Origin of the sequence: Algoriphagus sp. PAP.12 (genome assembly GCF_026652115.1) — a bacterium.
In the GTDB taxonomy this organism is placed as follows: Bacteria; Bacteroidota; Bacteroidia; order Cytophagales; family Cyclobacteriaceae; genus Algoriphagus.
This window is the reverse complement of sequence record NZ_JAPPSQ010000002.1, coordinates 1-25,838: the sequence shown is the minus strand read 5'-3', so window position 1 is coordinate 25,838 and position 25,838 is coordinate 1. Positions and strand designations below refer to the sequence as shown.

The following is a 25,838-nucleotide window of genomic DNA, read 5'->3' as shown; positions in this document are numbered from 1 at the left end:
TTAAATTGAAAAGCAGGTTTTAAACCTTTAAATATTTTATGGGAGACATAATTATTTCCTTTGCAAATTGGATTTGGGGAACCCCAATGTTGATTTTATTAATGGGTGGTGGAATGATATTACTTTTTCATTCGGGTTTTATACCATTTAGAAAAATCGGTCATTCGATCAGTCTATTAAGAGGGAAATATGATGATGACTTAGCGCCTGGACAAATCACATCTTTTCAGGCTTTATCTGCAGCCATTGCCGCCACTGTTGGTTTAGGGAATATCTCTGGTGTTGCTATTGCTATTAATATGGGTGGACCAGGAGCAATATTTTGGATGTGGGTTTCTGCATTTGTGGGTATGGCTACTAAATTTTACAGTTGTAGCTTGGCTATCATGTTTCGTGGTACCGATTCTGCAGGTGTGGTTCAGGGTGGTCCTATGTATGTGATTGAAGAAGGGATGGGAAAGAAATGGAAGTTTTTATCCATTATATTTTGTGTCGCCGGGGTAATGGGATTACTAGCTATTTTCCAGGCAAATCAACTTTCAGCTGTTTTTAGAGCTGTTATGTTAGAACCAGCTGGAATAGAAAATACAGTCACACTCCGATGGATCATTGGGATTGTCATGATGATTTTGGTAGCATTTGTGATTCTAGGTGGAATCAAAAGAATTGCAAGTGTTGCTTCCAGATTGGTTCCATTTATGGTTGCACTTTATTTTCTAACTGTCTTGATTATAGTCGGAAAATATATCGGTGATGTTCCAGATATGTTGTTGAAAATTATTACTGATGCTTTTACTGGGGAAGCAATGGCAGGTGGGGCAGTAGGCTCAGTTATTATAATCGGAGCTAGGAGAGCTGCATTTTCAAATGAGGCAGGTATCGGTACAGCTCCAATGGTTCATGGTGCTTCCAAAAATAGAGAGCCTATTCGTGAAGGTTTAATAGCCATGCTTGGCCCATTTATAGACACGGTTGTTGTTTGTACCTTGACAGCTTTAGTCATTATGTTAACAGGGGTTTGGCAAAGTACAGAAGCCGATGGAGTTAGATTGACCTTACATGCCTTTGACTTGGCTCTTCCTGGGATTGGTAGGTATTTGTTGATGACTGCTGTGTTGATTTTTGCTCTCTCCACGATGTTTACTTACTCTTATTATGGACATAAATGCTTCAATTACTTATTTGGTGCAGATAAGGCGGATTATTATAATTATTTCTATCTAATTACAATTGCAATTGGAGCAGTGATTTCACTTGATGTAGTGGTTAGTTTTGTAGATGGGATGTATGCTATTATGGCTATTCCAACGATGATTTCCACTATCTATTTGGCACCGAAAGTAAAAGGAGCAGCTAAGGAATATTTTGCAAGAATCAAAGCTGAAAGATGAAAGTATTAATTGCTCCAAATGCTTTAAAAGGAACATTAACAGCTATTGAAGCTGGAGCAATTATTCAATCTTTTATTCAGGAAAAATTTCCAGGAATTGAAACACAGGTAGTTCCCATTGCAGATGGTGGTGATGGAACTTGTTTTTTATTGGGAGAGTATTTTGCATTTCCTCAGATTAATTCATGGAGTTTGGACTCTGTTGGTAGGAGTAAGGCTGGATTCTTCTATTTCGATGATAAAGAAAAAACAGCTTTGCTTGATGTATCTACTGTTTCCGGTTTGGGGGATTTAGAAGAAGAGTTAAAGTCACCAAAAAACACATCCACATATGGAACAGGTCTTTTGATCAAAAAGGCAATTCAAATAGGAGCCAAAAACATTGTGATAGGCTTGGGAGGAAGTGCCACCGTAGACTTGGGACTTGGAATCTTACAAGGTTTAGGTTTTCATTTTTTGAATCAAAAAGGTAGAGAAATTAACCCTTTCTCAGATTCGATGATGCTTGAATTTAAGCACATTCAATTACCCGTTCCATTTCCTGATATTAATTTTCGCTTATTATGTGATGTCAAAAATCCATTTTTTGGAAGGAATGGAGCTATTCCTGTTTTTGGTCCTCAAAAAGGACTAAAAGAGCATGAGTTTAATCAATTTGAATCCCACGCAAAATCCAGTATCGACATCCTATTTCATAAAGCAAAAAAACAATTTGTGGATCAAGAAGGATATGGGGCAGCAGGAGGAATTCCTGTTGGTTTATCTGCTTTTTTTCCTGTAGAAATAGAATTTGGAGCGCCTTACTTTTTTGAAAAAATTCAGATTCAAGATTTAATCCTATCTTCTGATTTGATTATTACTGCAGAAGGTAAATTCGACAACCAATCAAAAGAAGGAAAAGCATGTTATGAATTATTACAACTGGCTAATAAATATCAGAAAAGGACTGTGTTGCTGAGTTCGGGAGAAGAAGGGGAGAGTGCTGGCTTCACTCAATTTATTCAGCTTCCCGATTTGAATTTTAAAAAGCCAGACATTAGAAATCAGGCATTAAAGGGATTAAAACAGACTATGAAAAAACTGAATTTAAAGTAATAAAGGAGGCTTCTGGCCTCCTTTAATCTTTATGATTTTGGATCAATGGTTACTTTTTTTGCTCTTTGAGAAAGTGCTTCTCACATCAATTGCAGAAATACCTGCGCCTAGGCCTATGAGTATACATACAATTAGAAGAAATAATTGAGCACCAGAAGCAATAGGAGAGCTGAAAATATCTAGTAGAATCATAGTTAATTTGATGTGTGACTTTTTAGAATGCCCGAAGATACTTTCAAAGCAGGAAAATACCAACTTTGAATACTAAGCAAATGAAATATTTAACCTAAATCGTCGTCAAAGTCATCCTCGAAATCCTCATCAAATTCATCCTCTTCGTCGAAGTCCATGATGTTGTCATCTACAAATTCATTGTCTTCATCGAGATCATACTCGTCTTCGAAGTCTGAATCGAATTCATTTTCATCTTCGAAGTCGTCAAATTCGTCGAAATCTTCTTCAAAATCCTCCATAGTGTTATTATAAGGGGTATTACGGTTGAACGATACGAATTAAAATAAAATTTCAATTTGCTCAATACACTGAAGGCTAATTTTTTTTCATTTTTTTACTCTTTGAAATTGTTCTTTTGTAAAAGTTAGAGAATCAGGTCTTTATAGCGTTTGTTTCTGAAGAAATTTCAGTGATTTTAAAATTATTTATCTAACTGTCGCCAAAACAGATTGGGTCAATGGAAAAGCTCTAGTTATGGAATCAAATGAAACCATTTTTGACAAAAAAAAAACCGAAAATCAGGTCAATTGAATATATTTTTAATGTATTTTTTTATTAAAGGCTTAGATAGGTAATCCTTTACGACTTGGTATTTGCTTGCCTTGTTTATGTCCCTTTCATCAACAGAGCTACTCAATATGTAGATTTCAGCCTCATTCTTTTGGGAATCAAAATGATCTAAAAAATCCCAACCTGTCATTTCAGGCATGTTTAAATCCAAAAAAAGATAATTAGGTCTTATATCGTAAATTTCATTGAGTGCTGTCTTGGCACTTTGATATTTATAGAATTGACATGGCTCCTTAACGTTTTTCGTTATTAGTTTCTCCGTCACAAATGTGCTGATCGGATCATCGTCAATGAGTACAATGGTTAACATCAAAATGCAAATATTTGCTACTGAAATACATTTAAGCTACTACAAAAGTAGTATAGTTTTGATACTTCGCAAATATTTTGCCAATAAAGTACAATTCGATACTGTCATTTTATTGAGACTCTTCCTTAGGTATCAGTACAATAGATTTAATGGTATAAAACTGATCTGTTAATAAACTTAGATTAGTAACATTTTTCAAAGGGGAGTTTAATCTGAAATAAATGACCCTTAAAATTTGAAGAAGCTAAATGAGAGGATTTTACCTCTAACAGTTTGATGCAAAAACGATGACAAAATGATTGGATTACCCTTTATTGACTAGTATTTAACTCTGAGCTAAATCTCTCCAGAATTTTTTCAGTGGCTTTCAGTACTTTCTTCTCCTTTGATTTTGGGCTGGATACTTCTGTAACTCCTGTTAATGTCATTAAGAATTTGTCCTTTTTAGGATCAATGAAATCAACAATGACTTGAAGCAATTCGTAATTATCGGTTCTTCTACCATAATTGTTCATGTAAGGATTGTACATAAAGGGGTCCCAAACTCGATATCCCCAATATGGATAAGGATTATTGTAATTATTTACTTCTCTCTGCCTTTGATCCTCATTAGAAGTATATCGAATCACTAGGTCAGGCTCCATTTTATCATAAACCATTCCTTGGCTTTCCAAATAAGCTTTAAGCTTCTCTTGGACCCTTTCATCAAGGTACTGTGCTGAAAAACCCCTCATGTTCACCTCTTGATTGATAATCACAAATGAATTATAAGGTTTAGCTGCTGGTATTTCTGTGTTTTCTTTAAAAATCTCTATGGAGCTACAAGAAAACAAAATCAATGAGGCGAAGAATAGAAAGGGGAGGGTGAATTTGTTCATATTTATTATAAATGGGGCAATACCTTATAAAACGAATAAGGATTTACAAGGTTGAATTTCATATTAAACGTTGTGTTTTGGTAGGATATTTTGAGTTTTCTATTTCATGCTGAATTGCATGTGCTATTTTTGAACAAAATTTGAATAGATGAGTAAACCTGATTTTGACGATATTTTTATGGAGTTGGCAGTTAATCTTGCCAAGCGTTCACATTGTATCAAAAAGCATGTTGGTGCAGTGCTGACAAAAGAAACTAGAATCATTTCCATAGGTTATAATGGTCCCCCAGCTGGAACTCACAATTGTGATGTGGAATTTCCTGATCATGGATGTGCTCGAGATAGCAAAGGAAGTTGTTCTCTTGCTCTCCATGCTGAGCAAAATGCAATTCTCTATGCTGTGAAGAATAATACTTCAGTTGAAGGTTCGACATTATATGTGACACTAGCTCCATGCCTAGCTTGTGCTCGAATCATCTTTTCGATGGGAATTACCAAAGTTGTTTATCTCTTTTCCTATGCTGAATACAAAGGAATAGGATCGGACGAAGGAGTTGATTTCTTAAGGAAATTTGGGGTTCAGGTTGATAGGTATTTGAAAGAAGTCGAAGTAAATGATCATCTGATTTAGAGGAAATTGACTTCAGGGCTTAGCTTCACATTGAATTTCTCAAAAACTGATTTTTGTATTTTCTCAGAAAGCTTTGCCACTTGAGCTCCATCACCACCACCATGATTTACTAAGACCAATGCTTGTTTGTCATGAACTCCAATTGATCCTTCTTTATACCCTTTCCATCCGGTTTGCTCAATTAACCAGCCTGCAGCTAATTTGACGCCATTTTCATTAGGGTATCCCGGTAGTGTGGGGTATAATTCTTTTAATTTCTCAAATTGTTCTGCAGGTACAGTGGGGTTCTTAAAAAATGAGCCTGAATTACCAATTTGGGCTGGATCTGGTAGTTTTGATTGTCTGATCTCAATCACCGCATCAGAAATCGCTTTGGTACTGAGCTCCTCAATTCCATGAGCCTTTAACGTTTCTTGAATTGCCCCATACGATATATTGAATTCAGGTTGCTTGGATAATCTATAAGTAACCTCGCAAATGATATATTTTCCTTTGAGTTTATTTTTAAAAACACTTTCCCTGTAACCGAAATTACAGGTTTCAAAATCAAAATCTTCAAGCTTCAGTGTTTCTCGATTCAAAGCTTTCAAAGAATGAAAAACATCCTTGATCTCAACCCCATATGCACCAATATTTTGCATGGGAGATGCGCCAACTGTCCCAGGGATCAAGGAAAGGTTTTCTATTCCAGACCAACCTTGAGAAATTGAGTATAAGACCCATTCATGCCAGTTTTCTCCAGCACCAACCTCTACAAAAACTTCATTTTCGGACTCCTTGGTGACTTTTATTCCCTTGATTTCATTCTTAATTATGAGGGCATCTTGATCTTTTGTCAAAAGAATATTGCTTCCGCCACCAAGAATGATTGCAGGAATTTTCTTCTCCTTTGAAAAAATGAGTGCTTCTTTAAAATTTTCAACTGATTCGGCAACAGTAAAAAATCTTGCATTTTTATCAATGCCAAAAGTATTATAAGGTTTTAAGGAAATGTTTTCTTGTATCTTCATAGCCAATTAGTCGATGCGAAATAAGTAAGATTTGCCCGAATAAGAAATATAAATTCCCTTTCGATTCTATGAGAGAAATTCAAATTAACGGAACAAAGATCCGACCAGGGCAGGCAGTCAATATTGAAATTCCTATTGCTAAGCTTCCGACTCATACTTTAATCGACTTGCCAATATTCATTCGATCTTCCAAAGAGCCCGGACCGGTGGTATTGGTTAGTGGTGGTGTTCATGGGGATGAAATCAATGGAATTGTTACTGCTAGACGTGTTTTGGAGGAATTAGATCATGGATTAGAGCTTTTGAAAGGAACTGTGATCATCATGCCTTTGGTGAATATTTATGGTTTTCTATCCAATAGTAGAACTTTTCCCGATGGAAGGGACTTGAATCGAAGTTTTCCTGGATCAAAAAAAGGTTCTTTAGCCGGTAGGATCGCTTACATTATCAATGAAGAAATTATTCCGAATATTGATTATGGAATTGACTTTCATACCGGTGGGCGAATGTTGACCAATCAACCTCAGATACGTGTAGATTTTGCGGATAAAAAAGCAGTCGAATTGGCTAATGCATTTGGGACTCATTTTGTAGTCAATTCTAAGATGATCGATAAATCATTTAGAAAAGCTGCCTTTAAAGCGAGGAAACATATTTTAGTTTTTGAAGGTGGAGAGTCGATGAGAATTGATGAACTTTCGACAGATGAAGGAGTGGCTGGAACAAAAAGATTGCTTCATTATTTGGGGATGATATCTGAAAGCACGGAAAAAAAGGAGACCGTCATTTTGAAACAAAGTGATTGGGTAAGGGCCAGAGCATCAGGTATATTTAATTCCTCAGTTAAATTGGGAGATCAAGTTAAAAAAGGGCAGGTACTGGCGAGAATTTCTGATCCTTATGGACAAGTGAAAATTCCTGTCAAAGCTCCTTCCAATGGGTATATCATTGGCATCAATAATCTGCCCGTCATCAATGTAGGAGAAGCTTTGATTCATTTGGGAAAAGATTAATTGAAATAAAAAGCAACACCTTTTGAGTGTTGCTTTCATATTTTATTCAGTTTGAAATTAGGAGAAGTATCTTTTAAGTCCTTCGATTCTTTCAACCAATTCAGCCTCTACTTTTCTATAATCGGATGTATTTTCCAAAGGTGTGCTTACCGAGAAGTAGTACTTGATTTTTGGCTCTGTACCAGATGGTCTTGCAGAGATTTTACTGCCATCTTCAAGATAGAATTGCATGACGTTGGATGAATCCAATGGTAATTTGTCTACGTTTCCGGTTTTTACATTTTTCTCTGTACCTTCTTTTACATCCAAAATACGCTCAACAGGGACTCCATTCATAGCTCTTGGTGGGTTTTGTCTAAAATCCATCATCAATGCTTGAATTTGCTCGGCACCGTCTTTCCCTTTTTTGGTAACAGAAATCAAAGCTTCTTTATAGAATCCGAATTCGCTATAGACTTCAGCTAAAACATCAAAAACAGATTTACCTTGAGTTTTATAGTAGGCAATGGCTTCAGCCACCATTGCACATGCACTGACACCGTCTTTATCTCTTACAAAATCACCCACTAGGTATCCATAGGACTCTTCTCCACCTCCGATAAAGGTTTCTTTTCCTTCGAGTTCTCTGATGATGGCTGCGATATTTTTAAATCCAGTCAAGACGTTGAAACATTTCACTCCAAAACCTTCAGCAAGTCGATTGATCAACTCGGTTGTAACAATGGTATTGACCATGAATTGTTTCCCATCAAGTTTTCCTGCTTCTTTCCACTTATTCAATAGATAGTAAGTAAGGAGCGTACCAGTTTGGTTTCCATTCAATAACTCAAATTCACCTTTTTCATTTGGGACAACAGCAGCATATCGGTCACCATCGGGGTCACAGGCAAGAATAAGGTCTGCATTTACTTTCTTTCCTAACTCAACTGACATGGTCAAAGCCTCAGCTTCTTCTGGGTTAGGATAGATTACAGTTGGGAATGTTCCGTCTGGTTCTGCTTGCTCTTTTACCACATGAACATTTTCAAATCCAAAGGCCTTCAAAGCAGCTGGAACCATTTTTCCAGAAGCACCATGAATCGGAGAGAAGACAATGCTCATGTCTTTATTTGCTTGGATAGCATCTGGAGAAAGACTTAGGCCTTTTACTTTTTCCAAATAGATTTGATCGAAGTCTTCCTCTATATAAGTTACCAAATCATCATTTTTATCCCAATTGACCAAGTCAAAAGAAGTGATTTTCTTCACTTCCTGAATGATATTTTTATCATGTGGAGCTACTACTTGGGCACCATCTTCCCAATAAGCTTTGTATCCGTTGTATTCTTTTGGATTGTGAGAAGCTGTGATCATTACACCACTTTTACATCCAAAATGCCTAACTGCAAAAGAAAGCATTGGGGTTGGACGCATTTCTCGGAAATAATAAACTCGGATTCCATTAGCAGTCAATACATCCGTGGTAGCTGTTGCAAAAACAGTATTGTTGATTCTACTATCATGCGTGATAGCCACAGAAATATCCTGACCTGGAAAACACTTTAAAAGGTAATTTGCTAAACCCTGAGTAGCCATTCCAACAGTATAGATATTCATCCTATTGGTACCGACTCCCATCAATCCTCTCAGTCCTCCTGTTCCAAATTCCAAATCTTGGTAAAAGGAATCTACAAGTTCTCCAGGGTTTTCATCTTTTAATTTCTGAATGGCATCTTTCGTATCTTGATCTACATTTCCATCGAGCCATGCCTGGGCTCTCACCATGATAGTGGGGTCTATTGAATTCATAGGAATAAAAATTAAGCTTGATTCTAAGATATGGAAAATGTAGTTATTTGCCACTCTTAAGGTGAATTTCATCTTCATCAAAAAACCACATTCTTTTGGAAGCCTTTTTTACCCTCTGATTTTTAAATGGATAGATAAAATTGAATATTAGTGGATTCAATTGCCCAAAAATAAATGATTCAACTAGTACAAGTTGCTCTTAAGTTTATTCTCTTGACATTCCTATTGGATTTAATTCCAATAAATGAAACAGATCTTTTCTCTTCAGGTCCTATAAGTGTGAGAGAATCAACGGTGGATTTTCAAATTCGTGTCGACCATAAAATCTTTGTATTTGAGAAAGCCAATGGAAACCTGGAAAAGGTAAAAGTTGGGATGCATGTACTCCCTTTTTCTCAAATCCCCAAGATTGAGGGACTTGAAAGCTCATTCAAAAACTTTACCTGGAAGAGAATGAAGGACGGATCTATTCAAATTAGGTCCTTTTACAGTCCAGAATCCATTTCTTTGATTTGGACAGTTTTCGGAGATGGAAGATTGAAATTGGAGGCTTTGGGAGATAAATTGAAAAATCAGGAATTTCTTGGTTTGGGATTTGATTTTCAAGATGATGGTATCAAGTATGTTAATTGGAAGAACTCGATCCATGAACTAGGTGAATACTCATTTGAACCTAAAAATGATAAAAACGGAGTTTTAGAAGTGGAAGGTTTTAGTACTTTGAATCTGGAATTTGAAGAAGTTGAGGTTGGGGTAATGACTGAAACTCCTCAATCGAATTTTAGAATTATTTCTGATCAAGAAGAAACAGGGACTTCCTCAAATATTAATTTAAATTTTCTTTTCTATTCTTTACCAAACCCAAGTCGACCTTCGGAGCCGATTAGTCCTAATTCATTCAAGGAAAAAGGCTCCCAAAATAGGGATTTAGTCAAAGACCCTATTGTACTTTGGTTTGATTTTCATTAAACCTATTATTATGAGAAAACTAGTTTTTTCCCTGTTGATGTTGGCAGGGACAGCGGTGTATGGCCAAGAAGCAAAATTGGTTACACCTTGGACTCAGGATATGAATCCTGAGGCGCCACTTCAAGAATACCCAAGACCTCAATTAGTACGCGAAAATTGGCAGAATCTAAATGGTCAATGGAATTACACAATTCTACCAAAAGGAAGTATTCCCGAAATTGGTTTTGCCGGATCAATTACGGTTCCTTTTCCTGTAGAATCTTATCTATCAGGTGTTCAAAAAAAAGTAGGACCTGATATGGAGCTTTGGTATGAAAAGGAGTTTGAATTGAGTTCAAAACCTGGTAAAAACCGTGTTATCCTTCATTTTGGAGCAGTTGATTGGGAATCTGAAGTTTGGGTCAACGGAACTTCTGTTGGTGTTCATCAAGGTGGTTTTGACGGATTCTCTTATGATATCACAGATCAATTAGTTTCTGGAAAGAAGCAAACTATAAGAGTTCGTGTATGGGATCCAAGTGATGGAGGACCTCAACCAAGAGGAAAGCAAATCCAAAAGCCACATGGGATCTGGTATACTCCAGTCACCGGTATCTGGCAAACGGTATGGATTGAGCAAGTTCCTCAAACTTATCTAGCATCGATTTACTCAAATACTGATTGGGAAAATGGAGTTCAGGTTTTTTATCCTGAGATAGAGGGTGCTACAGATGGAGTAGAAGTAGAGGTGAGTTTAAGTTTAGATGGAGTTGCTGCTGGTTCATTCAAGGCAAAAGCGAATAAGCCTGCTCCCGTAAAACTTTCAACTTTGCAAGCTTGGTCTCCAGACAATCCAGTTTTATATGATGTAACCGTAAAATTGATCAATGGGAAGAAAGTTTTGGAGGAAGTTGATTCCTATGCTGCCTACAGAGATGTGAGAATGGGTAAAGATGCAGATGGTTTCCAAAGAATTTTCCTAAATGGTAATCCGCTTTTCCAATATGGTCCTTTGGATCAAGGTTGGTGGCCTGATGGACTTTATACTGCTCCAACGGATGAAGCCTTGCTATTTGATATTGTGAAAACCAAAGAGATGGGCTTCAACATGATCAGAAAGCATGTGAAAGTCGAGCCAGCTAGATGGTATTACCATGCCGATAAGGAAGGGATGCTAGTTTGGCAAGATATGCCAAGTGGCGATATGGGAAATCGTTGGGAGGTTAGACCAGGTGTTTATCGCCAGGACATGTATAAAGACCGGACCAAAGAGTCTGAGGAGATTTTTAAAACTGAATGGAAAGAAATCATTCGTGAGTTCAAATTCTTCCCTTCAATAGTTGTTTGGGTTCCTTTCAATGAGGCTTGGGGCCAATTTAAAACTACAGAGATTGTCAATTTGACAAGATTAGAAGATGATTCTAGACTAATCAACTCTGCAAGTGGTGGAAACTTTGAAATGAAAGGTCAGGACATCGTCGGAGACATCATGGATTTGCACAATTACCCAGACCCTGTGATGCCCGATCCATCGGTTTTTGGAGCCAATAAGATTATGGTTTTGGGTGAATTTGGTGGATTAGGTCTCCCTGTAGAAGATCACACCTGGCAGGAAAAAGACAACTGGGGTTATCAAAGTTTTGCTAATAAGCAGGAGCTTTTTGCTCGCTATAACTTGTTGATGGAAGACTTGAGAAAGTTGATTCCAATGGGTTTAGCTGCGGCAGTTTATACTCAAACCACCGATGTGGAAGTAGAAGTCAATGGCATGATGACCTATGACAGACAAGTATATAAATTTGATTTTGATGCTTTGAAAAAACTGCATCAAGAACTTTACAGATGATAGGAATTAAATTTTAATTTTCCCTTTCAGGGTTTCGAAACTTGAAATTCCCAAAGACCGACCAATCTTATGCACCTCGTGCTGGGTTAGGTCGGTTTTTTTGATTTTGGCCTTATCAAAAATGATCAAATTTCCGCTCCAAGTCTCCGGGGATCCTGGTACAAAAACCAACACTTTGTCTTCTTCTAATTCTTCTACCAAAAAAGCCATCATCCATCCATCTATAGGAACCAATACGACTGGGAAATTATGGTTTTGAGCAATTCCAGCTCTTTGCTCAAATGTGGTTTTCATCAATTTGTATCCTGGGAAAAGGACAAGAATATGATCTTCAATCCATTCAATCATTCTTTTTCCCAAGCCTCGTTGTGCAATGTATCCCGCTATGAGACAGATAAATAAAACCAATAAGAGAGAAACCAAAAAAGGTGTGAAAATACGGTTGTTTTCTATTCCAAGGAAAGATTGAATCTGATGGGATAGGGGTTGGATCATATGAATTGCTCGCTCCAAAAGAACGATCAATAAAATAATAGGGAGCAAAAAAAAGATGCCTCCCTTAATCAATGCTGAAATAATATTTAGAAAATGCTTCATGGCTTTCGGATCTTTTCCAAAAGATAAATAAAAAAAGCCGACACTGGGGTCGGCTTTGAGCTTTATAAGTTGCCTCTTAGCTCCTGTTCTCGTTCTATTGCCTCAAATAGGGCTTTGAAATTTCCCTTTCCAAAAGATGTAGCTCCTTTTCTCTGGATAATTTCAATGAAGAGTGTAGGCCTATCCTGTAGCGGTTTGGTAAAAATCTGAAGCAAATACCCCTCGTCATCTCGATCCACCAGAATATTCAAATCTTTGAGTGGCTGGAGATCTTCATCTATTTTCCCAACTCTATCCAAAAGATCATCATAGTAAGTTTGAGGAACTTCTAGAAATTCAATTCCTCTTCTTCTTAATTCTCCGACAGTGTGAATTATATCGTCAGTGGCAATGGCCATATGCTGTACTCCTGGACCGTTATAGAATTCAAGGTATTCCTCGATTTGAGATTTTTTCTTGCCTTCGGCAGGTTCATTGATCGGGAATTTGATATACCCATTTCCGTTGGATACGACTTTGGACATCAAGGCAGAATATTCAGTAGAAATATCCTTGTCATCAAACGTAATCAATAGCTTGAATCCCATCACTTTCTCGTAGAAATCAACCCAATGGTTCATTTCGCCCAACTCGACATTTCCAACGCAGTGGTCAATGTATTTAAGTCCGATGGACTCGGATTGATAGGTGCTTTTTCTGGAAATGTAACCTGGAAGGAAAACTCCTGAATAATTTTTTCTCTCTACAAAGGTGTGGATCGTTTCACCATACGTTTTGATAGAAGCTACTTTTACTTCACCAAATTGGTCTTTCAGTACTTTGGGTTCATCGACAGATTCCGCTCCTCTGGAAGTGGTTTCATACCAGGACTTCTCAGCATCATCGACCCAAAGGGCCAATACTTTGACTCCATCTCCGTGTCGCTTCACATGGTCAGCGATATAGTGGTCCTCTTGAAGGGCAGAAGTCAGTACTAATCTGATTTTATCTTGCTTGAGTACGTAGGAAGCTCTATCTCTTACTCCAGTTTCTGGACCTGAATAGGCAATCAATTCAAAACCAAAGGCATATTGATAAAAAAGTGCTGCCTGTTTTGCATTTCCAACATACAACTCTACATAATCCGTCCCATTGATGGGTAGAAAGTCTTCACTCATGATTTGTTATTTTTGGGTTTGTTCGTTACTCTCAAAGTTAAACAATCCCCAAATAATATTTGGTGGTTTTACTTTATTCTTGAGGACTTTTGTTCCAAAGAATAGTTATAAAGGACATGATTAAAAAAGCCAAAGCCCAAGAACCTAAAGGAGAACTCAAGGCCAATAAAAACAGCATCAAAAACCAGATAGGCCCTAAGAAAAAACCGATAAGGAATTTAAAAGTAGACTCGAAAACCCGGTCTTGAATTTTGGGACTGATCCAAAGCCAAATCCAATACAATGGAAAATTGAAAATTTTCATCAATTTGTTTTTAACTCCTGATGGATCGGAAACCTCTTTAGTAACTATGCCTTCTTTCAAAAAGGTATCGACAGCTTCTTTAGAAGTTACATCTACTCCAGCTTCCAAAATGGAATTTAAATTCTCCTCATAATGCTCATCAGGAATCTCAACAACCATGCTTTTAAGTGTTTTTTCCACTGTCTTGGTTAAAAGTCCGGATTTTGAAGCGGGCATATCGACCGGGATAGCTTTTCCAAAAGTAATGCGAACCAAACTTCCTGAGTGCTTGTGGGCACTATATTCCAAAGCAACCGGTAAGATAACAGGTTCACAGGCTGGGTATTTTTCTTTCAACCCAAAAGCCATTCTGGTAAAACCTTTACTCAAGGTTCTGACATTCCTCACTACGCTATGACTTCCTTCAGCAAAGATGATCACAGCCCCATTTTTTTTAAGAACTTCATAAGTTGCTTCAAAAGTTTTTTGGTTTTGCTGAATAGTGGAAAAACCATCCCTTACCCGATATACAGGAAGCATCCTGATCAAATGAAGGATCTTGGCAGCAAAAGGATTTTTAAATACTGCTGCCCTAGTCAGAAACCAAGGATTTAACTTGGTGTGAGTAGCTAAGAGTAAAGGGTCAATTAGTGCATTTTGGTGATTGGCTACCAAGATGACAGGGACTCCTGATGGAATATTCTTTTTACCGGTAACAATGATTTTTCTGAAATATCCATGCAAAGCAATTTTGACCAGAAATCTCAGAATAAAATTAATCAGGTTTTTCATGTTTTAGATTTCCATATACTGGCAATGGTGATTCCAGATATTAGATGCCAAATCCCCCATAAGGCTGTAATGACAGCCATTCCTCCCAAGCCTTCAAAGTAAGTAAAAATCAAAACGAGCCCCAATCCTGAATTTTGAATTCCTGTTTCGATAGTCAGTGTTTTGACATCTGGCAAAGGAAGTTTGAAGCTTTTAGCTGTCAGAAAACCAGCTCCTAAGGCCACTAGATTATGTGCAAAAACCCAAAGAAAAATTTTCCCTATATATTGAAGAAAAATATCAAAGTTTCCTGCAAAAGCCAATACAATGAATGCTGCAAAGATGACCAAACTCAATGGCTGTAGGATTTTCTTAAATCGTTCGGCCCATTTTGTGGCAAATGTTCTTGTTAGGATTCCCAATATCAATGGGATTCCCAAAATGAGTCCAACAGTCATGAAGACATTTGCTATGTCTAGACTGATTTCCTGAAGGAGAGTGGAAGTAGGTCCATATAATCCAGCCCACAATGCAAAGTTGAGAGGTGTGCTAATGATGGAAAATAGCGTCGAAAACCCTGTAAGACTGACTGATAGTGCCGCATTTCCTTTCGCATAGCTACTTAGGAAATTTGATACATTTCCTCCTGGACAAGCAGCTACCAAAAACATTCCAAGAGCCACACTTGGAGGAGGTTGAATGATCGAGATCAAGGCCCAGGTCAAAAAAGGAAGAAGTATAAATTGGGAGAAAACTCCCAAAAAGAAAGCTTTTGGGTTTTTTGCCAGGTATTTAAAATCCTCAAATCTTAAATCTAAAGCAACTCCATACATGATAAGAGCTAGGGCAAGATTAAGTAGAAGAAGGTCGTTTTGTGAAAAATTTAGCTGGATTGAATCCAGTTCGTTGGGCGAATTCATGGCTGGCAAATTCCTAAAATTTCGCTGAATTCAAAAATATATGGGATATGCAATTAGGAAAGTTACTTTTTTAAGAGATGCAATTGGGGAGCTGTTCATTTTGCCCTTGCCTATAACATGATCCCCATTCTCAGGCTAAGATTATGATAGAGGTATTTGGTTTTAGAATAGGAATTGTAACCTCGAGGTACAACAGATCCTGATGAAGAAACGCCAGTTTGAGTTATTGCTCTCGATTTTTCACCATAAATGAAGGAAAAATCCTGTCGCTTATAACCCAATGTAATTGAAAGGGCTGTTTTGCCTTTTTTAGAAGGAAACCTGAATCCCACAGATGGATTAAACATTAAACCGGCATTATATCTGTATTCCTGCCATTCGCTTTCAAAAGCTTCCTGAGATACAGGACCTCCAGCACCCAAATCCATCGCTAAGAACAGTTTGCTATTTTCTTTTTTTCCAAGAAAACCTCTCCATCCCACTGCAATCGGTACGACGGTGAAATTTTTATATCTATCCACTCCTAAGGAAAATCCAAGGACATGTTTGGAAGTCAAATGTACTCCATGAAAAGTGTGAAAAGTAAAGCCTTTTCTATCAAAAATTTCATTGCTTTCGTATTCTGAATCTCCCAATAAAATCCCTGCCTCGGTTTGCATGAAATAAGGATGATCTTGTCCAAAAGTCTCAAATGTCAAAATAAATACCCCTAATAAAAGGATCAATATGCGTCCTGAAATCATATTAGGCTATTAAAAGGCTATGGGTTGCTCGACTTGAATGCAGCTTAATTTTTCAAGAGCATCAGGTTGGGAATAATCATATTGACAAATCCCATCAGGCCCTATTACAATCAAAGATTTGGGACCAGGAATCAAGTCAACTGATTTCTGATTAGTCAAAAATTCCAATTGGTTTTCATCGATTTTTAGAACATCACTTACATTGAAACTTTTCAACCCATGTTCTCCTTCGGTCACATAAAGGTAGTCACCTGCCAAACCTAAACCATGAGGATTAAGCATTTCATAGGACTTCATTAAATATGGAGTAGAAGGATTTTCAATATTAATCACCTGTAGTTCATTGGCTCCATTCCAACATACATTACCATTTCTTAAGGTTACAAATGCAAATTTTTCATTAACAACAACTGGATCGCATGAAAGAATATGCTCAAAAACAGACAATAATTCAGGCGTACTAGGGGTAGAGGCATCGTATATATACATTCCTCTATTGGATCCTAAAAAGAGCTTTCCTTGGAAGGGAAAGATTGTTTCAATCCCCCAGCCAACTTCCATTTCTTTAAGGTAGTTTGGTTCTTGGGCTTTTCTCACATCAAATACTCTCAAAGAGAGATTATCTATGGTATACAAATGTCCATTCATTAAGGTGAATCGTGCCATGGAACCGCCCGTTCCATAGCTTTGGGAAGCTGCTGAATAATTGGAAGAAAAGGAAAGAGCATCGTTGAATGCCATGCAGTTTGGACAGCCCCAGCCCCCATAATATGGGTCCTCACTGGTGATGACAGTATCCTTGAATGTGATAATTTGACCAGTATCATGACCATATAATTGTGCAAAAACGTCTTCGACGCGCTCTACAAGCTGGATATTATTCGGATTCTGAATATTGAATACAAGCAAATCGACGTAATTATCAGCATAAAGAAAGCCGTTGTTTACCGCCAAATCCATACTTCCTGGAATTGGAATAAAGCTTAGATTCACTGGATTTTTGGGATTTGAATTATCTAAAATATGAATCCCTTTGGTAGGCTCGTTGACTAAAAGGTAATCACCATAAATGTATATTTTCCCCGGGCTTTCTAAGGGTTGAGCTTCAACTGTGGAATAAACTCGGGCCCTAATGTCACTCATTTCCAAATAAACAGGATACATGGTGCGATAGGTATAAGTTGAAGTGACTTCGTCTTGACATGCGCCGAAGAATAAAGCGCATACAATTATCAGGAGAAATTGGTTTTTACGAATAAGTGGTTTCATGATGACCGTAATTTTTTTAAAAAGTCCTTTTATTAAACAGCTACGAAAGGTTTAAGTTAAATGCTACAAGTAGAAAAAATTATAGTTTTTAAAATAAAAAAAAATTAAGTGAATGATTTGGAAAATGAGGTCTTTAAGGGGATAGGTTAGCATTTTATTTATTTCTCTCGGAATTATATTTTTCTGCCTTGAAGATTTGGTCTGTAGCAATCCATATGGTTTGACCGTAAAGTGAAAAACGGAATGGCTTGCTTTTATGAAATTGTCGATGAAATCATTGTTGATTTTTTGAAATTGATTGAATGCTTGAGTTGAAACTTTAATTCTATTTATAAATGAAAAATTTACTAAAAAATACTTTTTTTCTATTTCTAATTGGTGTCATTTTAGCTTCCTGCAAAGAAGATGTGGATCCTATTTTGATCTGTGGATCCTCTAATCCGACAGAAGAAAATGCCTGGATAAAATCGACTATCGAAGGGATTGAAAATTCAGATTTTGGTAGGCAGTATAGCTATATCAGAAGTGGAACTTTTGAAGGGAATACCTACTTGTATGTGGGAAATTGCTGTCCTTCATGCTATTGGGTTCCCGTTTTTTTTAATTGCCAAGGAGAGGAAATTGAAGATCCTAATTTTTCAATTAGTGATTTAGAAAATCTTCAATTGATTTACCTACCTGAGTCCAGTACCTGCCAGTTTGAAGATAAATAGATAGAAATAAAAAAATCCTTTGGAAAACACTTCCAAAGGATTTCTGATTAGTAGCTAGGGTAGTTTATTATTTTTCGATTCCTTCAAAATCATTAGGGTCCAGATTAAAAAACCTAACTGCATTATTGAAGAATATATCTCTTTTCTGATCTTCAGATAGATAGTTCGCATTTTCGATCACGCCTATGGATGTTTCCAATAGTTTTGGCCACATCATCAAGTCTGTTCCATAAAGAATTCTCTTTCCAAAGCCAGCCTGTACCAATCTTTCCAAATACATATGAATTTCCGCCAATGGATAAGACCAAATGAATCCTGCCAAATCCACATAGACATAGGCATTGGCCCCCATCAAGGCGATCATTTCATCAATCATAGGATATCCGGCATGCATGACCCAAATTTTAAGCTGGGGATGTCTTGCAAGCATGTCTTCTAATAGAAAAGGATTTCCCATGGAAGCTCGATATTTGGGACTTGAAATATTAGCCATTCCATTTCCACCGGTTCCCATGTGGATGCCCACAGGAATTCCAAGTTCTTCTGCTACTCCAAAATACTCATCCAATGACATGTCGCTAGGGGACATTCCCTGATATTGAGGAGCGATTTCTCCCATTACGACATAAAAATCATTTGATAGCGAATCTCGGAACGCTTCTACGGACATGCCTGGTGCTACGCCTATAGATGGCATCACTCTTTCGGGTGCCGCAGCTTTCCATTTATGAAGAATCTCAGCATCTCCACTTGCTACAAATGTGATATTGAGCCTCTCGGCGGTTTCCATTAACTGATTTTGAAAATCTTCATCAGAAGTTGCCGCTTTAAGGGGAGTTGCACAATCTGTATTAATAAAAGACGGTGGATCTTGCTTGGGTCCACTTCCAGGCATACTGCTTAAGAACCAAGGACACATATCTCTGGCAAATCCCGGATTGACTTTCATAGCATGTACATGAACGTCTATGATAGGAGGGTGGACTTTCTTTTCTTGAGCAAAGCTTAAGGTCGATATGCCTGCTAAAAGAACTGTTGTTAACAGACTAGCCTTTTTGATTAATTGCTTCATATTTGAATAGATTATTGGGTTTGATTCCTAAATCTAATCAAATGTGTCACTTTGACAAAATAAAAATTTCTTTTAGTGGATTACCAACTTCCACCTCCGCCGCCGCCACCGCCGCCGCCAGAAAATCCTCCGCCACCACTACCGCTACTCCAGCTACCTCCGCTACTACTTTGAGGTTTGGTAGAAGTACTACTCAGTGTATTTGATAGGCTAGAATTGAGGCTATGTCCAAAACTTCCCATAGATGTGATCGGACGGTTGTACCAATGAGGATGATATTCAGATGGTGCCAAAGTGGACCTTTTCAGGAAGTTGTCAAACTTATCTCCCCAAATTCCTTCTACATCCAAAGCAATGGCATAGGGTAGGTATTTCTCGAAAATTTCCGGAGTCATTCCCGGTGGATTGAAATGCTGCAATTGTCTTTCTTCTGCAGCACCGAGATACATTTTAAAACCCTGGATTTCCGCTCTGAGTTTTAATTTTCGCTCTGCAGGTCTGCGAATAAGCCATTGATAAATTAAAAAGGCGATGATATTACCTATCATAAATAACACCAACAAAGCTGTTTTACCTTCAAAGACAAAGTAATCTTGGAAACTTAGAGCTAGCACAAAGTATAAAAAGATCAAAAGGATGGGGAAAATCCATAGAATTCCATTGAAGCCTTTCCAAATCAATGACTTCCATTGAGAATTGATGTTTGTTTGAAACTGTGACATGGCGCTTGCGATGTCAGAATCATATTTTCCATCGATCGTAATGGATTCACTACTTTTGAATAGCTTTTCCATTAGCTTCCTTTCTTCTTTTGGCAATGAATCCAATTCATTTTTTTCCTTAACCAAGATGTATTCATTATGCTTAAATACTCCGAAAAAAGAACTACTGGTTTCATCTTTAATGCTGATAAAGCCTTTGGTAGCTAAATTGACAATTGCTGCTGTTGCAATATCCTGCCAATAATACCCTTTGCTAATCATAGCTACAGATGCAGGAGAAAGGTTTTCTGGTGGAGAAAATAAAGGGATGACAGTGGGTTTTGGTGGATCAATTCCCCATTTGATCCATGTAAATAGGTAGTAAAATAGTAAGACCCCTCCAATGATTCCTGCCAGTAATTGACCGCCATACCTTTGAAGCCAGCCTGGTGGGGGAGGTTTGGAAACGATATTTGGTGTAAAACCAACCGCTATACTTAGGTTATCGCCTGCTCTTGCATCTAGGCTCTCAAAGTAAATTCCTTTTTCATTGACTGTTGAGCTACAATTACTTTCAGTACTTCCATAGGGGCCAGTGTAACATGCATTTTGTATTATTGATGCCCCCATAGGTAAATCAATTTGTGCACTGATCTTTTGAATAGGGAAATCCCAATCGGTTCCATTAACATTCCAATACAATTCATCATACCCCTCAAAAAATCCGATTTGATAGGGTATTTCATAGACCAATTCATACGAATAGGTATTTCCTTGATCTAAAAATACATCGGATTCGCCTACATAAATCAACAGGTATCCATTTGATCTTTCTGTATGATATTCAGAACTACTCCCATCTCTATTGACTTCTAGAATGTCAAAGTCATTTTCGAAAGAAGTTAGATTTCTATCTTTTCGGATAAGAGGTAATCTTCTGACTATCCCTCTTTTGCCAGTGATTTCTGTATGATATTCTATTTGTTCTTTGACTAGTAGGTTTCCATTGGGTTTTATATCAATTTCTGAATGGAAACTTTCAAGCCATTCGCTTTGAGAAAAACCTAAAGTGAAAGATGAAAAAAATATAAAAAAAGCTAAAAGATATTTCATTAGAACTTGACTTGAGGAACTGTTCGTTCTGCTTCATTATCCAATTCAAAGAATGGACTTTTAGAGAATCCAAACATATTAGCAAATAGGTTACTTGGAAATGATTCTACCAAGGTGTTTTTGTCCCGTACAGTGCCATTATAATATCGTCTTGATTTTTCGATGTCTTGCTCGATAGAAGAGAGTTCGTCCTGAAGTTTGAGGAAATTGACGTTACTTTTTAATTCAGGATATTGTTCAGCCACTGCATACAAATTAACCAATGCTTTATTGAGTTGATTTTCTGCATTCTGCTGTTCTTCTACTGTAGACGCTGATTGTGCAGCAGCTCTTGCCTTCGTTACGTTTTCGAAAGTCTCTTTTTCATGAGTTGCATAGCCTTTGACTGTTTCCACAAGGTTGGGAATTAGATTATAGCGCTTTTTTAATTGCACATCTATTCCACTCCAAGCTTCTTCTACCAAATTCTTCAGTTTGACAAGTCGATTATAAATTCCGACTCCATAAAAAGCTAAAAGGATTACGATTAATCCAATAATGTATCCGATCATAGTTTTAAAATTTATGCTTTAAAATACTGCTTTTTCAGGAATTCCATGTTACGAATACTCTATTTCTAAAATAGGCAAGGATAGAAAAGTGTTTTTCATTTAATAATTACCTCATATGCAGGTATTTCTTATTGAATTTTTCAAATTATCAATTTTTACTTAACTCGAAACAAGGGTATTAAAAACATCCATTCATAAAATATTTTTGCTAAAAAGATAAAAAGTGGTTTTCAAATATATTCATTATTACTACATTTCTGTTTAAAAATGAAAAACAGGGTTTAAAGTTACCCTGATATATTTTTCAAAATTAACTTTTCTGGATGTAAACCCAGAGACTCGCCCAAAATACCTTCCAGTAACGAATAATTGACGTGTTTTTGCTGGAAAACGATTGAATCATTACCCCATTTCAGAATAAACTCAACCCATTTACTCATGAACAAATCCATGAACCGTAGAGATTGGCTAAGAGCAAGCATGTTGGCCGTAGGAGGTTTGGCAAGTGCACCTGCTTTAGCATTTAAAGGAGCTTCTTTAGTTTCCCATGCTCCAGGAAGTGTAATTAAGGAATTGGTCCCTCATGTTCCTTTGGACGAAAGTCGCATGATGGCCAGACTTAATGCAAATGAAAACCCTTATGGTCCTTCTCCGAAGGTTATCAAGGCGATCGCCGATTCTGTAAGCCTGGGAAATCGTTATGGGCATGGTGATGCTGCCATTTTGATTGACATGATTGCAGAAAAAGAGGGAGTAAAACCTGAAAACATCATGCTAGGACCTGGGTCCACAGATTTGCTGGAAAAGACTGCAATTGTTCAGTTCCAACAAGGAGGAAACATCGTAGCAGGTGATCCGGCTTATATGTCCATTATGAACACAGCCCAGGCTATGGGAGGCAACTGGAAGGCAGTTCCTTTGACAAAGGATTATGCTCATGACTTGAAAGCCATGGCTGCTGCAGTGGATTCCAATACCAATTTGGTTTATGTATGCAATCCAAATAACCCAACAGGATCTATCACTGATGCTGGAGAATTGAAGAAATTCTGCTCTGAAGTTTCAGCCAAAGTCCCGGTGTTTGTCGATGAAGCTTATTTGGAGTTCCTAGATAAGCCTGAGTCTCAAACCATGGTTGGCTTAGTCAGTGAAGGAAAAGATGTGATAGTTGCTCGGACTTTCAGTAAAATCCATGGAATGGCTGGATTGAGAATTGGTTATATCGTAGCTACTCCAGAGAGAATTGAAACTATCACTAATAAAGTGAGAAGCACCATGGGATTGTGTGTGACCTCCTTGAAAGGTGCTATCGCAAGTATGCAGGAGAAAACTTTCCTATCTCAATGCAAATCTCAAAACACTGAATGCCGCGAGTATGTGGAAGATGAGATCAAAAAGTTGGGTTACAACCCGATTCCTTCCTACACCAGTTTCATGATTTTCCCCATCGCTATGGACGGTAGAGAATTTATGAAATCTATGTATGAAGAAGGAGTAGGGATCCGAACCTACCAAATGTATGATCAATCTTGGTGTAGAGTCAGCATGGGGACTCATGAGGAACTCGCCTACTTCGTCGATACATTCAAAAAAGTAACCAAAGCCTGATTACCCTGATTTTATGCCGATTGCCATTCAAAAGACCCTTTCTTTATTATTGATGATCCTTTTAGGTTATCTGCTGCGCAGTAAACTCAATAAGGATGAACATAGAAAGGGAATGAAAGTAGTAATTCTCGATTTGGCTCTACCTGCCATGATCTTTGTGGCATTGATGGGAGTTGAATTGGACAGTGACCTTTTGTTACTTCCTCTTGCTATACTTTGTTGGAATGGCTTTATGTTGGCTGCCAGCTATTTTACTCTACCCTTTATGGGAATAGATCGTCACAGTCCTCAGCATAGGACATGGATGATGCTATTCCCTTCTTTGGCCCCTGGGTTATCATGTTTCCCATTCTTGATTGAGTATTTGGGAGACGATGCACTTGCCTGGGGAGCTTTGGCGGATGTAGGGAACAAAGTCTACGTTTTGTTGATTGCCTATTTGTTAGCAATGACTTGGTATTATAAGGTGCAGAAAATGGGAGAACAGTCCAATGGCGACAAAATCAAGCAATTGCTCCTAGCTATGATTAAAGAACCTATTAATATGGTTATCATAGCTGCTTTAATTTTATTGGCTTTCGGTCTAAACATGGCTAGTCTTCCAAACTTTTTGGGAGAATCCATCACCATGCTGAAAAACATCATGACTCCTTTGGTTTTGTTATTCATTGGAATGTCAGTGATATTAAAATGGAAACAAATTCAATCCATTTTCTCCCTCTTATTATTTAGGGCAGGTTTATCCTTATTGATTTCTGGATTAGTAATCAGTTTGGTTGATTTACCCTCTACTGCGGCTATTTTGGTGGCTATAGTTTTCCCACTTTCTAGTGCATCCTTCTGGCCATTTGCACATATGTCGGCAGTTCATCAATTGGAGTCTCACAGGGAGACTAACACCCACACATTTGATTTAGGATTGGGTATTAATATTCTAGCTGTATCCTTACCATTCAGTACACTATTGATTTTGGGAATTTTCAGTGCAGGAGAGACGTTTTCCAAACCTAGTCCAGTTTTCATCCTCGGGAGCATTTTATTATTGCTACCTCTTATTCCAAGAATTTTCTCATGGATCAAAGACCAGGAAATGGATTTTAGCTTTCTAAAGAGTCATGATTTCAAGGATTCTCCTTCTCAAGAAAGGGGGTAATTGATAGTTATTTCTAAGAAAAAATCGAAGGCTTCTCAATTTGGGAAGCCTTATTTTTTAAATAAATCGGCTCAATTCAAATCGCGTTTTGGGTTATGCATAAAGTTGCTTTAAAGTTGACCCTTTTAACTGTCCTAAATTTTTATCGTATATTCTAATTGAAAATCAATTATTTAAACCAAAATAATCATAGTATGGATAAGATAGAAAAGGTGGAAATGATGGATAAAATCCTTCGTGAATTGGAGGATTTGAGGAATAGTCAGACTTCTGTGATGAAGAAGATTTCTAAAATTGAGGCAGATAATATCAATTTAGGAATAGAGATGCTTGAGGCGAAATTGGTGGATATTTTCGTGGCAGTGGATTCTAATTTAAACTTGGTTTCTAACTTAGAAGAAGAATTTCAAGAATACCGTGATAAATTCTATCAAGACAATAAAATTGATGCTTTAAAGGCTGCTCAGGAAAAAGGGTAACCATATTTTATTGCTTAAAAACACCGATTATCATTTTTTATTAAATTTTTCTTGAAGATTTAATCTAATTGGTTCTATTTGACGTAGTAAAACCAAAACAATCTTTTATTGACCCTATTGACTATGAAAAAACTCTCTTTACTCCCAGTTGCCGCGTTAGTCGGTGTATTATTTTTTCAAGCGATTCAAAAACCAGAAGTAGAAACTCACCCTATATTAGACCTGGATGCTCCAAAAATGCCTGCTAAAGTAAAGGCAGTCGTGGAGCAAAAATGCTACGGATGTCACAATGCCGAATCCAAAAATGAAAAAGGTAAAAAGAAATTGGATTGGGATGCTTTTGAAGCTGAAAAGAAGGCAAAACAATTAGCAGCTATGTCAAAAATAAATGAAGTTTTGGAAGAAGGTGAAATGCCTCCAAAAAAATTCTTAGAAAATAAACCAGAAGGAAAATTGTCAGAAGAAGAATTGGCAATTCTTTTGGATTGGAGTGCCGGTAAAAAGAAAGGCGGAGAGTAAATGAAAATATGGCAATATGGATTATTGGGGATAGGAATAGTTTTCCTTGTGATCCAATTTGTACCTAATCAACTTCCTGAGGTAACTGAAAATAACCCGAAAGACCTGTTGGGTTCTGGGTTGGTTGACGGGGAGATGGCGGCTTTACTTAAAACTGCCTGCTATGATTGTCATAGCAATGAAACTAAATATCCTTGGTATTCCTTTGTTGCTCCGGCTTCTTGGCTTGTTGCAAAAGATACTCGTGAAGGCAGGGAAGAAGTTAATTTTTCAAACTGGACCGATATTGATATGATGGATAAGTTGGCCATTTTGGATGATATTTATTCTGAAGTCGAGGAAGAACACATGCCACTTCCTATTTACCTAAACTTGCATTCGGAGGCAAAATTGTCAGCGGAAGAGAGACAAAAAATAATGGAATGGGCAGAAGCCGCTATGGATATAGTTGTTGAGGAGGAATAAATCTAATTTCA

26 protein-coding genes are annotated in these 25,838 nt (G+C 37.4%); 12 read left to right on the top strand and 14 right to left on the bottom strand.

The annotated features are described in order from the left end of the window. Positions 1-38: 38 nt before the first annotated feature. A complete protein-coding gene (locus O0V13_RS03550; RefSeq protein ID WP_268033618.1) occupies positions 39-1,391 on the top strand; it encodes an alanine/glycine:cation symporter family protein in 1,353 nt (450 codons plus the stop codon). Beyond that, positions 1,388-2,485, top strand: a complete 1,098-nt coding sequence (locus O0V13_RS03545; protein ID WP_268033617.1) for a glycerate kinase family protein — start codon at positions 1,388-1,390, stop codon at positions 2,483-2,485. Before O0V13_RS03550 ends, O0V13_RS03545 begins: the two co-directional genes overlap by 4 nt. A gap of 281 nt (positions 2,486-2,766) precedes the next feature. On the opposite strand, the gene O0V13_RS03540 is transcribed toward O0V13_RS03545, so the two are convergent. From O0V13_RS03540 to O0V13_RS03530, 3 genes are all read right to left on the bottom strand, one after another. After that, complete coding sequence (locus O0V13_RS03540) at positions 2,767-2,958, bottom strand: hypothetical protein (protein WP_268033616.1); 192 nt, start codon at positions 2,956-2,958, stop codon at positions 2,767-2,769. A gap of 284 nt (positions 2,959-3,242) precedes the next feature. Continuing rightward, positions 3,243-3,599 (bottom strand): response regulator, encoded by a 357-nt coding sequence (locus tag O0V13_RS03535; protein ID WP_268033615.1) that lies wholly within the window; start codon positions 3,597-3,599, stop codon positions 3,243-3,245. A gap of 311 nt (positions 3,600-3,910) precedes the next feature. Next, the gene (locus O0V13_RS03530) at positions 3,911-4,477 is read right to left on the bottom strand and encodes a DUF4136 domain-containing protein (RefSeq protein ID WP_268033614.1); all 567 of its coding nucleotides are present in this window, start codon (positions 4,475-4,477) and stop codon (positions 3,911-3,913) included. 148 nt (positions 4,478-4,625) lie between these two features. Here O0V13_RS03530 and O0V13_RS03525 point away from each other — a divergent pair, with 148 nt between their 5' ends. Next, entirely contained in the window at positions 4,626-5,108 is a 483-nt protein-coding gene (locus O0V13_RS03525) for a deoxycytidylate deaminase (protein ID WP_268033613.1), read from the top strand. On the opposite strand, the gene murB is transcribed toward O0V13_RS03525, so the two are convergent. Continuing rightward, the gene (murB, locus tag O0V13_RS03520; protein ID WP_268033612.1) at positions 5,105-6,118 is read right to left on the bottom strand and encodes a UDP-N-acetylmuramate dehydrogenase; all 1,014 of its coding nucleotides are present in this window, start codon (positions 6,116-6,118) and stop codon (positions 5,105-5,107) included. The two genes, O0V13_RS03525 and murB, sit on opposite strands and share 4 nt — an antisense overlap. A gap of 68 nt (positions 6,119-6,186) precedes the next feature. Between murB and O0V13_RS03515 the strand changes: the two genes are divergently transcribed. Then, positions 6,187-7,131: a succinylglutamate desuccinylase/aspartoacylase family protein gene (locus tag O0V13_RS03515; RefSeq protein WP_268033611.1), complete on the top strand. Its 945-nt coding sequence runs from the start codon at positions 6,187-6,189 to the stop codon at positions 7,129-7,131. A 57-nt stretch (positions 7,132-7,188) separates the two neighbouring features. On the opposite strand, the gene O0V13_RS03510 is transcribed toward O0V13_RS03515, so the two are convergent. Next, positions 7,189-8,919: a phospho-sugar mutase gene (locus tag O0V13_RS03510; RefSeq protein WP_268033610.1), complete on the bottom strand. Its 1,731-nt coding sequence runs from the start codon at positions 8,917-8,919 to the stop codon at positions 7,189-7,191. A gap of 174 nt (positions 8,920-9,093) precedes the next feature. Here O0V13_RS03510 and O0V13_RS03505 point away from each other — a divergent pair, with 174 nt between their 5' ends. Next, complete coding sequence (locus tag O0V13_RS03505) at positions 9,094-9,888, top strand: hypothetical protein (protein WP_268033609.1); 795 nt, start codon at positions 9,094-9,096, stop codon at positions 9,886-9,888. Between the two features lie 10 nt (positions 9,889-9,898). Further along, on the top strand, positions 9,899-11,713 hold the full coding sequence (locus tag O0V13_RS03500; protein ID WP_268033608.1) for a glycoside hydrolase family 2 protein: 1,815 nt from the start codon (positions 9,899-9,901) through the stop codon (positions 11,711-11,713). A 6-nt stretch (positions 11,714-11,719) separates the two neighbouring features. Here the strand turns inward: O0V13_RS03500 and O0V13_RS03495 are convergent, their stop codons facing one another. The 6 genes from O0V13_RS03495 to O0V13_RS03470 form a co-directional block, all read right to left on the bottom strand. Continuing rightward, positions 11,720-12,310 carry a DUF502 domain-containing protein gene (locus tag O0V13_RS03495; protein ID WP_268033607.1) on the bottom strand — a complete coding sequence of 197 codons (591 nt, stop codon included), beginning with the start codon at positions 12,308-12,310 and terminating at the stop codon, positions 11,720-11,722. Between the two features lie 62 nt (positions 12,311-12,372). Next, positions 12,373-13,467 (bottom strand): 4-hydroxyphenylpyruvate dioxygenase, encoded by a 1,095-nt coding sequence (hppD, locus tag O0V13_RS03490; RefSeq protein ID WP_268033606.1) that lies wholly within the window; start codon positions 13,465-13,467, stop codon positions 12,373-12,375. Between the two features lie 73 nt (positions 13,468-13,540). Next, positions 13,541-14,542: a 1-acyl-sn-glycerol-3-phosphate acyltransferase gene (locus tag O0V13_RS03485; protein WP_268033605.1), complete on the bottom strand. Its 1,002-nt coding sequence runs from the start codon at positions 14,540-14,542 to the stop codon at positions 13,541-13,543. Next, positions 14,539-15,441, bottom strand: coding sequence for a bile acid:sodium symporter family protein (locus tag O0V13_RS03480; protein ID WP_268033604.1), 903 nt, complete (start codon positions 15,439-15,441; stop codon positions 14,539-14,541). The genes O0V13_RS03485 and O0V13_RS03480 overlap by 4 nt, the downstream gene beginning before the upstream one ends. Before the next feature lie 110 nt (positions 15,442-15,551). Continuing rightward, on the bottom strand, positions 15,552-16,184 hold the full coding sequence (locus O0V13_RS03475; RefSeq protein ID WP_268033603.1) for a hypothetical protein: 633 nt from the start codon (positions 16,182-16,184) through the stop codon (positions 15,552-15,554). A gap of 9 nt (positions 16,185-16,193) precedes the next feature. Beyond that, entirely contained in the window at positions 16,194-17,453 is a 1,260-nt protein-coding gene (locus tag O0V13_RS03470; RefSeq protein WP_268033602.1) for an LVIVD repeat-containing protein, read from the bottom strand. Between the two features lie 335 nt (positions 17,454-17,788). On the opposite strand from O0V13_RS03470, the gene O0V13_RS03465 reads away from it, so the two are divergent. After that, complete coding sequence (locus O0V13_RS03465) at positions 17,789-18,166, top strand: hypothetical protein (protein ID WP_268033601.1); 378 nt, start codon at positions 17,789-17,791, stop codon at positions 18,164-18,166. Positions 18,167-18,233: 67 nt separating this feature from the next. Here the strand turns inward: O0V13_RS03465 and O0V13_RS03460 are convergent, their stop codons facing one another. From O0V13_RS03460 to O0V13_RS03450, 3 genes are all read right to left on the bottom strand, one after another. After that, positions 18,234-19,238: an amidohydrolase family protein gene (locus tag O0V13_RS03460; RefSeq protein WP_268033600.1), complete on the bottom strand. Its 1,005-nt coding sequence runs from the start codon at positions 19,236-19,238 to the stop codon at positions 18,234-18,236. Positions 19,239-19,318: 80 nt separating this feature from the next. After that, positions 19,319-21,052 (bottom strand): DUF2207 domain-containing protein, encoded by a 1,734-nt coding sequence (locus tag O0V13_RS03455; protein ID WP_268033599.1) that lies wholly within the window; start codon positions 21,050-21,052, stop codon positions 19,319-19,321. Beyond that, entirely contained in the window at positions 21,052-21,603 is a 552-nt protein-coding gene (locus tag O0V13_RS03450) for a LemA family protein (RefSeq protein WP_268033598.1), read from the bottom strand. The genes O0V13_RS03455 and O0V13_RS03450 overlap by 1 nt, the downstream gene beginning before the upstream one ends. A gap of 438 nt (positions 21,604-22,041) precedes the next feature. On the opposite strand from O0V13_RS03450, the gene O0V13_RS03445 reads away from it, so the two are divergent. The 5 genes from O0V13_RS03445 (at position 22,042) to O0V13_RS03425 (ending at position 25,827) form a co-directional block, all read left to right on the top strand. Beyond that, positions 22,042-23,211, top strand: a complete 1,170-nt coding sequence (locus O0V13_RS03445) for a pyridoxal phosphate-dependent aminotransferase (protein ID WP_268033597.1) — start codon at positions 22,042-22,044, stop codon at positions 23,209-23,211. Between the two features lie 13 nt (positions 23,212-23,224). Next, positions 23,225-24,364, top strand: a complete 1,140-nt coding sequence (locus O0V13_RS03440; protein WP_268033596.1) for an AEC family transporter — start codon at positions 23,225-23,227, stop codon at positions 24,362-24,364. A 194-nt stretch (positions 24,365-24,558) separates the two neighbouring features. Further along, on the top strand, positions 24,559-24,843 hold the full coding sequence (locus tag O0V13_RS03435) for a hypothetical protein (RefSeq protein WP_268033595.1): 285 nt from the start codon (positions 24,559-24,561) through the stop codon (positions 24,841-24,843). A 123-nt stretch (positions 24,844-24,966) separates the two neighbouring features. Next, positions 24,967-25,362, top strand: a complete 396-nt coding sequence (locus O0V13_RS03430; protein WP_268033594.1) for a heme-binding domain-containing protein — start codon at positions 24,967-24,969, stop codon at positions 25,360-25,362. Continuing rightward, positions 25,363-25,827: a heme-binding domain-containing protein gene (locus O0V13_RS03425; protein ID WP_268033593.1), complete on the top strand. Its 465-nt coding sequence runs from the start codon at positions 25,363-25,365 to the stop codon at positions 25,825-25,827. Positions 25,828-25,838 lie beyond the last annotated feature (11 nt).